The 10,032-nt window shown below is 41.4% G+C and carries 5 protein-coding genes and 2 rRNA genes; 5 read left to right on the top strand and 2 right to left on the bottom strand.

The features are described 5' to 3' along the window. Positions 1 to 675 precede the first annotated feature (675 nt). From EWZ81_RS04590 to EWZ81_RS04570, 5 genes are all read left to right on the top strand, one after another. A 23S ribosomal RNA gene (locus EWZ81_RS04590) occupies positions 676 to 3,562 on the top strand. A gap of 234 nt (positions 3,563 to 3,796) precedes the next feature. Then, positions 3,797 to 3,914: ribosomal RNA gene (gene rrf / locus EWZ81_RS04585) — 5S ribosomal RNA — on the top strand. Between the two features lie 297 nt (positions 3,915 to 4,211). Beyond that, positions 4,212 to 4,397, top strand: coding sequence for a hypothetical protein (locus EWZ81_RS08320; RefSeq protein ID WP_205250232.1), 186 nt, complete (start codon positions 4,212 to 4,214; stop codon positions 4,395 to 4,397). A gap of 140 nt (positions 4,398 to 4,537) precedes the next feature. Then, on the top strand, positions 4,538 to 5,362 hold the full coding sequence (gene mscS / locus EWZ81_RS04575) for a small-conductance mechanosensitive channel MscS (protein ID WP_000343428.1): 825 nt from the start codon (positions 4,538 to 4,540) through the stop codon (positions 5,360 to 5,362). A 348-nt stretch (positions 5,363 to 5,710) separates the two neighbouring features. Further along, complete coding sequence (locus EWZ81_RS04570; protein ID WP_165549167.1) at positions 5,711 to 6,991, top strand: hypothetical protein; 1,281 nt, start codon at positions 5,711 to 5,713, stop codon at positions 6,989 to 6,991. 260 nt (positions 6,992 to 7,251) lie between these two features. Here EWZ81_RS04570 and ftsZ read toward each other — a convergent pair whose 3' ends face one another. Then, positions 7,252 to 8,409, bottom strand: a complete 1,158-nt coding sequence (gene ftsZ, locus EWZ81_RS04565) for a cell division protein FtsZ (RefSeq protein ID WP_165549166.1) — start codon at positions 8,407 to 8,409, stop codon at positions 7,252 to 7,254. Between the two features lie 130 nt (positions 8,410 to 8,539). After that, positions 8,540 to 10,021 (bottom strand): cell division protein FtsA, encoded by a 1,482-nt coding sequence (ftsA, locus tag EWZ81_RS04560; RefSeq protein ID WP_165549165.1) that lies wholly within the window; start codon positions 10,019 to 10,021, stop codon positions 8,540 to 8,542. Positions 10,022 to 10,032 lie beyond the last annotated feature (11 nt).

Raw genomic sequence — 10,032 nt, 5'->3', positions numbered from 1 at the left:
TGACATGTTTTATTTTGCGATGCGTTTTATCTTTTTATCTTATGAAATGTTGAAATGTTTTATTTTGCGATGCGTTTTATCTTAATTTATTCAAAGCTCTATTGATTCAAAGCTTTATTTTATTAAAGCTTTATTTTATTAAAGCTTTATTGATTTAAAGCTTTATTCCACCCCCCCTTCCAATCATTCCAAACCGCTTTTATCCATTTCTTTCAAATTCTAAAAACTTTAAGCAAAATTTAAGCATTGCATGTCTATAATTACATTTCGTTTTTAAAGACAAGCTTTAAAAAGTTCTTTAATTTGAAACAACTCAAACAAGCCATAAAAGCTTAAAAAGCTTTTAAACAAGTTCAAGTTAAATTATTATAAAAGCTAAAAGCTTTCAACAATAAAAAGCTCCTTAGCTGATAAAACTTGGCGATTAAAAAAGATTAGGGATCAAGCATTGTTAGTCTTCTTTAAAGGGTTTAACATTAAGAGCGATTATAGCGGGTTTTTAAAGAAAAACGAAGTTATTTGATTTAATATTGTTAATAGCCTATGTAAAAGTAAAGTAAAACTACAATAACTCTGTCTTATATTCATTAAGGCAGTGGTAGTGCTGAAGAATATTCGTGCAATTGTCGTTATTCATTATAAAAGGGCGGGTTTTAAAGGATATTTTAAAATTTAAAACAAGCTTTTAAGAGCAGATGGCGGATGCCTTGCCAAAGAGAGGCGATGAAGGACGTACTAGACTGCGATAAGCTATGCGGAGCTGTCAAGGAGCTTTGATGCGTAGATGTCCGAATGGGGCAACCCAACTAATAGAGATATTAGTTACTCTTTAATAGAGAGCGAACCTAGTGAAGTGAAACATCTCAGTAACTAGAGGAAAAGAAATCAACGAGATTCCCTAAGTAGTGGCGAGCGAACGGGGAAAAGGGCAAACCGAGTGCTTGCATTCGGGGTTGAGGACTGCAACATCCAAGAGAACGCTTTAGCAGAGTTACCTGGAAAGGTAAGCCATAGAAAGTGATAGCCTTGTATGCGACAAGGCGTTCTTAGGTAGCAGTATCCAGAGTAGGCCAGGACACGAGAAATCCAGGTTGAAGCCGGGGAGACCACTCTCCAACCCTAAATACTACTCTTTGAGCGATAGCGAACAAGTACCGTGAGGGAAAGGTGAAAAGAACCGCAGTGAGCGGAGTGAAATAGAACCTGAAACCATCTGCTTACAATCATTCAGAGCCCTATGATTTATCAGGGTGATGGACTGCCTTTTGCATAATGATCCTGCGAGTTGTGGTATCTGGCAAGGTTAAGCGAATGCGAAGCCGTAGCGAAAGCGAGTCTTAATAGGGCGAACAAGTCAGATGCTGCAGACCCGAAGCTAAGTGATCTATCCATGGCCAAGTTGAAACGCGTGTAATAGCGCGTGGAGGACTGAACTCGTACCCATTGAAACGGGTTGGGATGAGCTGTGGATAGGGGTGAAAGGCCAAACAAACTTAGTGATAGCTGGTTCTCTTCGAAATATATTTAGGTATAGCCTCAAGTGATAATAAAAGGGGGTAGAGCTCTGATTGGGCTAGGGCTGCTCGCCGCGGTACCAAACCCTATCAAACTTCGAATACCTTTTATCGTATCTTGGGAGTCAGGCGGTGGGTGATAAAATCAATCGTCAAAAGGGGAACAACCCAGACTACCAAATAAGGTCCCTAAGTTCTATTCTGAGTGGAAAAAGATGTGTGGCTACTCAAACAACCAGGAGGTTGGCTTAGAAGCAGCCATCCTTTAAAGAAAGCGTAACAGCTCACTGGTCTAGTGGTCATGCGCTGAAAATATAACGGGGCTAAGATAGACACCGAATTTGTAGATTGTGTTAAACACAGTGGTAGAAGAGCGTTCATACCAGCGTTGAAGGTATACCGGTAAGGAGTGCTGGAGCGGTATGAAGTGAGCATGCAGGAATGAGTAACGATAAGATATATGAGAATTGTATCCGCCGTAAATCTAAGGTTTCCTACGCGATGGTCGTCATCGTAGGGTTAGTCGGGTCCTAAGCCGAGTCCGAAAGGGGTAGGTGATGGCAAATTGGTTAATATTCCAATACCGACTATGGAGCGTGATGGGGGGACGCATAGGGTTAAGCGAGCTAGCTGATGGAAGCGCTAGTCTAAGGGCGTAGATTGGAGGGAAGGCAAATCCACCTCTGTATTTGAAACCCAAACAGGCTCTTTGAGTCCTTTTAGGACAAAGGGAGAATCGCTGATACCGTCGTGCCAAGAAAAGCCTCTAAGCATATCCATAGTCGTCCGTACCGCAAACCGACACAGGTAGATGAGATGAGTATTCTAAGGCGCGTGAAAGAACTCTGGTTAAGGAACTCTGCAAACTAGCACCGTAAGTTCGCGATAAGGTGTGCCACAGCGATGTGGTCTCAGCAAAGAGTCCCTCCCGACTGTTTACCAAAAACACAGCACTTTGCCAACTCGTAAGAGGAAGTATAAGGTGTGACGCCTGCCCGGTGCTCGAAGGTTAAGAGGATGCGTCAGTCGCAAGATGAAGCGTTGAATTGAAGCCCGAGTAAACGGCGGCCGTAACTATAACGGTCCTAAGGTAGCGAAATTCCTTGTCGGTTAAATACCGACCTGCATGAATGGCGTAACGAGATGGGAGCTGTCTCAACCAGAGATTCAGTGAAATTGTAGTGGAGGTGAAAATTCCTCCTACCCGCGGCAAGACGGAAAGACCCCGTGGACCTTTACTACAACTTAGCACTGCTAATGGGAATATCATGCGCAGGATAGGTGGGAGGCTTTGAAGTAAGGGCTTTGGCTCTTATGGAGCCATCCTTGAGATACCACCCTTGATGTTTCTGTTAGCTAACTGGCCTGTGTTATCCACAGGCAGGACAATGCTTGGTGGGTAGTTTGACTGGGGCGGTCGCCTCCTAAAAAGTAACGGAGGCTTGCAAAGGTTGGCTCATTGCGGTTGGAAATCGCAAGTTGAGTGTAATGGCACAAGCCAGCCTGACTGTAAGACATACAAGTCAAGCAGAGACGAAAGTCGGTCATAGTGATCCGGTGGTTCTGTGTGGAAGGGCCATCGCTCAAAGGATAAAAGGTACCCCGGGGATAACAGGCTGATCTCCCCCAAGAGCTCACATCGACGGGGAGGTTTGGCACCTCGATGTCGGCTCATCGCATCCTGGGGCTGGAGCAGGTCCCAAGGGTATGGCTGTTCGCCATTTAAAGCGGTACGCGAGCTGGGTTCAGAACGTCGTGAGACAGTTCGGTCCCTATCTGCCGTGGGCGTAGGAAAGTTGAGGAGAGCTGTCCCTAGTACGAGAGGACCGGGATGGACGTGTCACTGGTGCACCAGTTGTTCTGCCAAGAGCATCGCTGGGTAGCTACACACGGATGTGATAACTGCTGAAAGCATCTAAGCAGGAAGCCAACTCCAAGATGAACTTTCCCTGAAGCTCGCACAAAGACTATGTGCTTGATAGGGTAGATGTGTGAGCGCAGTAATGCGTTTAGCTGACTACTACTAATAGAGCGTTTGGCTTGTTTTTTGCTTTTTGTATAAGATAACGGCAATAGAGCATGGATAAGTTACCACTGCCTTACTGAGTGTAAGAGAGTTGGAGTTTTATAAAGACTTTTATATTATAAATTTTAAGTAGAATGAGATACTCTCTCAATGATTTAAAGTTAAAGGCTATTAACGATCTTCTTTGTTAAAAACAGCTCCCTATAAAGAGAAAGGGGAGTTAAGGGTAAATGCGATTTATCTTTAGCTCCCTTTTCCTTGTGCCTTTAGAGAAGAGGAACTACCCAGTTAACCATTCCGAACCTGGAAGTCAAGCTCTTCATCGCTGATAATACTGCTCTTTTCAAGAGTGGGAATGTAGGTCGGTGCAGGGATAGGGAAATGTTTTTTAGTCTTGCTTTTTATCTGATTTCATTATTGATTATATTTCAGTGTTTTATTTTTCTGTTGCTTTTTTCATTTTTTTATTTTTAGTTGTTTTGGTTTGGGGGTTTATTGTTTTATTGTTTTGTTCTTTGAGAAAAAGGAAGGGTGAAGGCTATAAGCCTTATAAAAGGGGTCAAAAAATTAAGATTGCTAACCACATCAATATTGACCAAAATTGAGAAAGCCCCAACTCCCCTAAATTCTTAAAGAATTACTCAGAGACTTTTAAACACACCATAGCCTTTATGCGAAAATCTTATAGAGCGGTATTTGTTGATAGCATAACGATAAAATCCATTAAAGACAAGCTAGGGGGTAACCATTGCCATAAAGTAAGCGGTAGCCATCAAGTAGGGGGTGTGCGTAAAGTAATCTCTAGGTTCAACACTCAAAAACCCTTTTTCATTAGACAGCATCTTAAAAGCCACTGAATTTATCGCTAATACTGGATTGAGCGTTTGAGTTGTGGTAATAAGGTTAGTCCTAAACATGCTAACATGTCAAAATTAGCTACATAAGGGTAAGTTATCTTGTCTCTTTTAGCGATTTTGTGATTTGCAAGGAAAGATTTATGGATGAAATTAAAACGCTGTTAGTGGATTTTTTTCCGCAGGCAAAGCATTTTGGGATAATCTTAATCAAGGCCATTGTTGTCTTTTGTATAGGTTTTTATTTTTCGTTTTTCTTACGGAACAAAACCATGAAGCTTTTATCCAAAAAGGATGAGATTTTAGCAAATTTTGTTGCGCAGGTTACTTTTATCTTAATCCTTATCATCACCACAATCATTGCACTCAGCACGCTAGGCGTGCAAACCACCTCTATTATCACTGTTTTAGGAACGGTGGGGATCGCTGTGGCGTTGGCTTTAAAAGATTACCTTTCAAGCATTGCTGGAGGGATAATCCTTATTATTTTACACCCTTTCAAAAAAGGAGACATCATTGAAATCTCTGGCCTAGAGGGCAAAGTAGAAGCACTTAATTTTTTTAACACTTCTTTACGCTTGCATGACGGACGCTTGGCGGTTTTACCCAATAGAAGTGTCGCTAATTCTAATATTATCAATAGCAATAACACGGCGTGTCGGCGCATTGAATGGGTTTGTGGGGTAGGGTATGGGAGCGATATTGAACTGGTGCATAAGACTATAAAAGATGTTATTGACGCAATGGAAAAAATTGATAAAAACATGCCCACTTTTATTGGGATCACGGATTTTGGACAAAGTTCGCTGAATTTCACCATTAGGGTTTGGGCAAAGATTGAAGATGGGATCTTTAATGTGAGGAGCGAACTCATTGAACGCATCAAAAACGCCCTGGACGCTAATCGTATTGAAATCCCTTTCAACAAGCTAGATATTTCTATCAACAAACAAGACTCTTCTAAGTGATTGGCGTGAGGCGCGTTGGTTATGGTGGTTGATTTTAAAGGATAACCCATGTCAAGCGATTTCAAAAACCTTTTCATCGGTGCGGATAATTCTAAACGCACCAAGTTTGACTTATTGGATAGCAAAAAAAGACCCTATCAATTCCCATTCGTTATCATCTGTCCTTGATGCTAATCTTAAGGAATACTAAGGAAGCTAAAAAACAGCTATCTCTCTCAAAATTTCTGTCAAAATCCTAACCAATCTTTATTGGCTCAACTAAACGAGTATGACAGGAAAAAGTCAGCGTTAAAGAACGGCGCAAGTAATAGAGTGGTATCATTAAACAATAACAAAAAGGAGCGAGTTATGCTATTGAACTATGATTTTTTGGAAAGAATGGAAGGCTCTAAAGTCAGAGCCATTGATGAGAAAATGAAATTTCTGCATTGTTCGAACAGCATTGACAGGTTGATTTTAAGTTATAAGATGAACCCTATTAAAGACTCTACTATTGAGAGCGCCAATCTTTCTAGGGTGGTGAGTAAGATTAAAAACAGACTACCCTTTGGGACTATCTCGGCGTTTAGACCTTTTAATTTTACTGAAGAGGAACGAGAAAAACTGATTGAAGCGTATAAGAGCGGTTATAAACATTCTAAAGCAGACCGAGTAGCCAAAAATTGGAATGGCAACTCTAATTTCATAGACGCCTATTATGATGCTGACGCCTTTTTGAGAGGTAATGGAACCATCTACGCCAAACTCTGTAAGGGGTTAGGAAAACCTTTTGTTAATAAATTCTTAAATCCTAAAAGTGAAACCCCAATGAAAGGCTTTATGTCCAGTAAGGAATTTGTCAAAAGATACCGCTACACAAGCAAGGACAATATGGAAAGGACACGACAGCTGAAATCATTTTTAAACTTTAAGCGGGATTTTCTGGGTTATATTGAAGTGGTAGGGTATTGGAAAGAGAGCCTAAAAGATGACCTTTTACCCGATAAAGAAACGAGCTTTTTCGTATTTCAAAACGAACCTAGTGATACCTTTAATTTAAAAAAGACCTTATTGGTGTTAGCTAGAGCGTTTAGTCAAGCGGCTATTTGCTATTGTCAAAACGCAAGCGCTAATGAAGTGGATTTAATCGGTGCTGAGCCTGGTAGTTATGGTGAAGTGTGGGATACATTCAATGGCATTGCTTTTTCAGTGCCTGCGCAATTACCTCAATCCCTCACACGATTAAAAGACAAGGTTTATACCTTTTTCAAAAAACAACTTGATAGCGGTTATGGCATAGATTTTGGTGGAATCGCTAAAACGCAAATCAAAGCAGCTATTTTACCTATTGATAGGCTTAGCGAACCTTTTGAGAGCTATATTGTAGGCTCTATCAAAGGGAGGCAGAGCATGGCTCGTGCGTATGGATACCCTAAAGTTTTTACCATTGATGAGGTGAGTGGATGGGAAAAAGAAGCCATTAAAAGCCGAGACTATGAGAGGCGGAATTTGAGTAAGACTTATAGATTGAGCGCGAAACAAAACCTTGAAATCATTAAAATTTCTAACGCTCTGGCACAAGGTAAGAGCATGAGCGTTGGCTTTATTGCGAGCGTGTTAAACAATACCAACAAGCCTAACAACAAGTAGAGAAAACCCATCTCTTATCTATGTGTTGGATAAAGATATAACCTATAACGGCTTTCTAGCGTTTCATTAACAATAGGGGGGTATGATGATTTCCCTTTAAAGTTAAAACCCCCATAAAACGCTCTAAAAATCAGCATAACGAAAAATCAAAGTTTTAAAATCAAAGCTTTTTAATTTTATTCTAAAAAAGAATGAGAGCAAACCCAACAAACCGCTTTATTATGACCCTATAAAAATAGGGGGGAAAGCGAGATCTGCAATTAATCTTGCTGGATCCTTATGGCTGTGGGTGTGGATAGTTCTTCTTCAGTAGGGATTCTTAAAAAATCGCTATTACCCACTTTTCTTGTTTGTTTCACCACAGGCTGAGAGGGCGTAGCGATAGATTCCAAACCCGCTCCACCGCTGTTTCTTTCAGCACCGGTTGCAATGATAGTAACGCGCACATGATCAATGGGGATACTCTCGCTCGTGTGTTGGCCAAACTTAACATCAACATCTTGATTGGCTCGTTCTTGAATAGATATGCAAGCTTGAGAATAAGCATACATAGGATAATCAGGGTGGTGCTCAAAAAAGACAATAATGCTCTTAGCCCCATCAATAGAAGCGTCATCAAGAAGAGGCGATTGGATCGCATTTTCCACCGCTAATTTAGCGGATTCTTCGCCAGTGGCCTCACCAATACCCATTAACGCAAAGCCTTTAAAACCAAGAGCGCTTTTTAAATCAGAAAAATCAACATTAATATCACCGGGCTTAGTGATGATCGTAGAAATACCGCTCACAGCCCTAACCAAGACATCATCAACTTCCCTATAGCATTCCGTGGTGCTGGCGTTTTTTTTCATGGTCAAAAGAATTTTATCATTAGGGATAACCAAAATAGAATCGCTAGATTGCTCCAACTCCTTTAACCCCTCTTCGGCTTTCTTGCTTTTTTGAGACCCTTCGTATTTGAAAGGCTTGGTAACGATAGCAATCGTGAGCGCTCCCACTTCTTTTGCGATTTTAACGATAGTAGGGGTGGCTCCAGTCCCAGTCCCTCCTCCAAGCCCTGTAGAGACAATGACTAATTTGGCGTCCTTAATCGCTTCTCTAATTTCATTAGCGCTTTCTTCAGCGGCTTTCCTACCAATATCAGGAACCCCTCCAGCGCCTAAACCTCCAGTAGACTCTTTGCCTAAAAGGATTTTAACCGGAGCGGGATTGTTTTTGAGATGTTGGCCATCAGTGTTCGTTGCAATGGGGGTAACATCTTGATGCACTCCGTATTCAACCAGGTGTTTAATCATGTTAGACCCCCCACCTCCAACACCGATGACGACAATCTTAGCCCCTTTATAAGCTGGATCGCTTACTTCTTCAATGCTCGCTTGACCAATATTATAATTTTCCATCTCTGATTGATGAACCATAGCCACATTCCCCTTGAGATACGATTTTTGCAAATCTTAAACTTTGATAAATAGCTAAAGGATTATACCATGTTTTCTGGCTTTTGATAACTATCAAGGCGTTTTTATCGCATAAAGAAATGGCTGTATCTTAAAAGATTTTAGAAATCTTATCAAGGAAACTTTTAAAAAAACCTTTTTGTTCGGTGGGTTTTATAGGCAAGAAGTCATCGTTTTTAGCGGTGTTTAAAGGAGTGCTAGAGGCTTTTAAATCGCTCAAATTCCTTTCTGTAGGCGATGAATGGATATGGGGGGTAGGGCTTGATTGATGGGCTGTTCTTGTGTAATCATCGCTTTCATGGTAGCGGATAACCCCTTTAGAGTCTCTTTCATAATTGGTATGCCCCCCTGCTTTGTATAAAATCAAGCCAACCACGACTGAAAAGCGAGGATCTTTCAAGTCTTCAAACATGCCCATGATATTGTATTTTTCCACAGGGGCCGCTAAACGCACCGGGTAATTAGTGAAATGGGTTCTGGCTAATTCTTTGATCCCTTTCATTAAAGCCATCCCACCGGTTAACACAACGCCCCCGCCCAAATGCTCTTCTAAGCCGCTATCTTGAATGCTTCTGTGGATGATTTTAAAAGTTTCTAAAGCCCTTTCCCTCATGATAGTTTGGATTTCACTGAGCGGCACAATATGGCTTTCATGGCCATCAGAGCCGGTGGTAGGGATTTGGACATTTTGAGAGGGCGTTTCTTCTCCGCCTTCAAAAGAAAGATCCCCATATTTGATCTTAACTTCTTCAGCGTAAGGGAATGGGGTATTGAGCATGTGCGACAAATCCGTGGTTAAATGGTGAGAGCCTACGGGTAAGTATTTGTTATAGCGTATGGAATTGCCGCTATAAATCGTAAGGTTGCATGTCTCTCCGCCCATATCCACGCAAGCCACGCCCAATTCCCTTTCGTCATTAGACAAGGTAGCAATCGAGGCGGCATAAGAATTGATCACGATGTTTTCAATCTCTACCCCAGATTGGATCATGATTTTTTCTAAATTTTCAATGTTGTTTTTTTCTGTATAGACAATATGGATAAAGACTTCTAGGCGAGTCCCGCTCATCCCTAAGGGGTCATTCACTTCCTGTTTGTCTAAAGTGAAGCGATAAGGGAGGGCATGCAAAATGTGTTTGTCGTTATCCAAGCCTGCTTTAGCGCATGCGTTATTGATAGCGCGATTGATTTCATCTATAGTAACCACATTGTCTTTGGTGCTGGCCACACCAGTAACATCTCTAATGCTTTCGGTATAAGCCCCAGAAAAAGAAACGATCGCCTTAGTTTTAGGGTGATACGATTCTCTAAAGGAGGAAATGGGGTTATTCCTGTCTTCATCAGCGTTCAAACCTGCCATTTTTTTAGCGCTATTAATCACTTCCTTAATGGCGTTAGAAGCGTGAGCAAGGCTATTGATACGCCCTCTTTTAATGGCTTTTGAATTGATTTCTTTAGAGTCTTGATGAGCGGTGCCAATGATGCGTAGAATCCCGTCTTTAAATTCAGCCACTATGGCACAAATCTTTCTAGAGCCTATATCAACCCCTATAACGATTTCTTTATGTTCCATGATTTCCCCTT

The sequence above is a fragment of the Helicobacter pylori genome (assembly GCF_011140715.1).
Classification (GTDB): Bacteria; Campylobacterota; Campylobacteria; order Campylobacterales; family Helicobacteraceae; genus Helicobacter; species Helicobacter pylori_DA.
Note: the sequence above shows the minus strand (reverse complement) of the source record. Positions and strands in the feature narration are given on the sequence as shown.

What these genes read in the sequence shown, in the direction of transcription:
- EWZ81_RS04570 (WP_165549167.1), top strand. Translation starts at nt 5,711, where the DNA reads ATGCTATTGAACTATGATTTTTTGGAAAGAATGGAAGGCTCTAAAGTC.
- mscS (WP_000343428.1), top strand. Translation starts at nt 4,538, where the DNA reads ATGGATGAAATTAAAACGCTGTTAGTGGATTTTTTTCCGCAGGCAAAG.
- ftsZ (WP_165549166.1), bottom strand. Translation starts at nt 8,409, where the DNA reads ATGGTTCATCAATCAGAGATGGAAAATTATAATATTGGTCAAGCGAGC.
- ftsA (WP_165549165.1), bottom strand. Translation starts at nt 10,021, where the DNA reads ATGGAACATAAAGAAATCGTTATAGGGGTTGATATAGGCTCTAGAAAG.
- EWZ81_RS08320 (WP_205250232.1), top strand. Translation starts at nt 4,212, where the DNA reads ATGCGAAAATCTTATAGAGCGGTATTTGTTGATAGCATAACGATAAAA.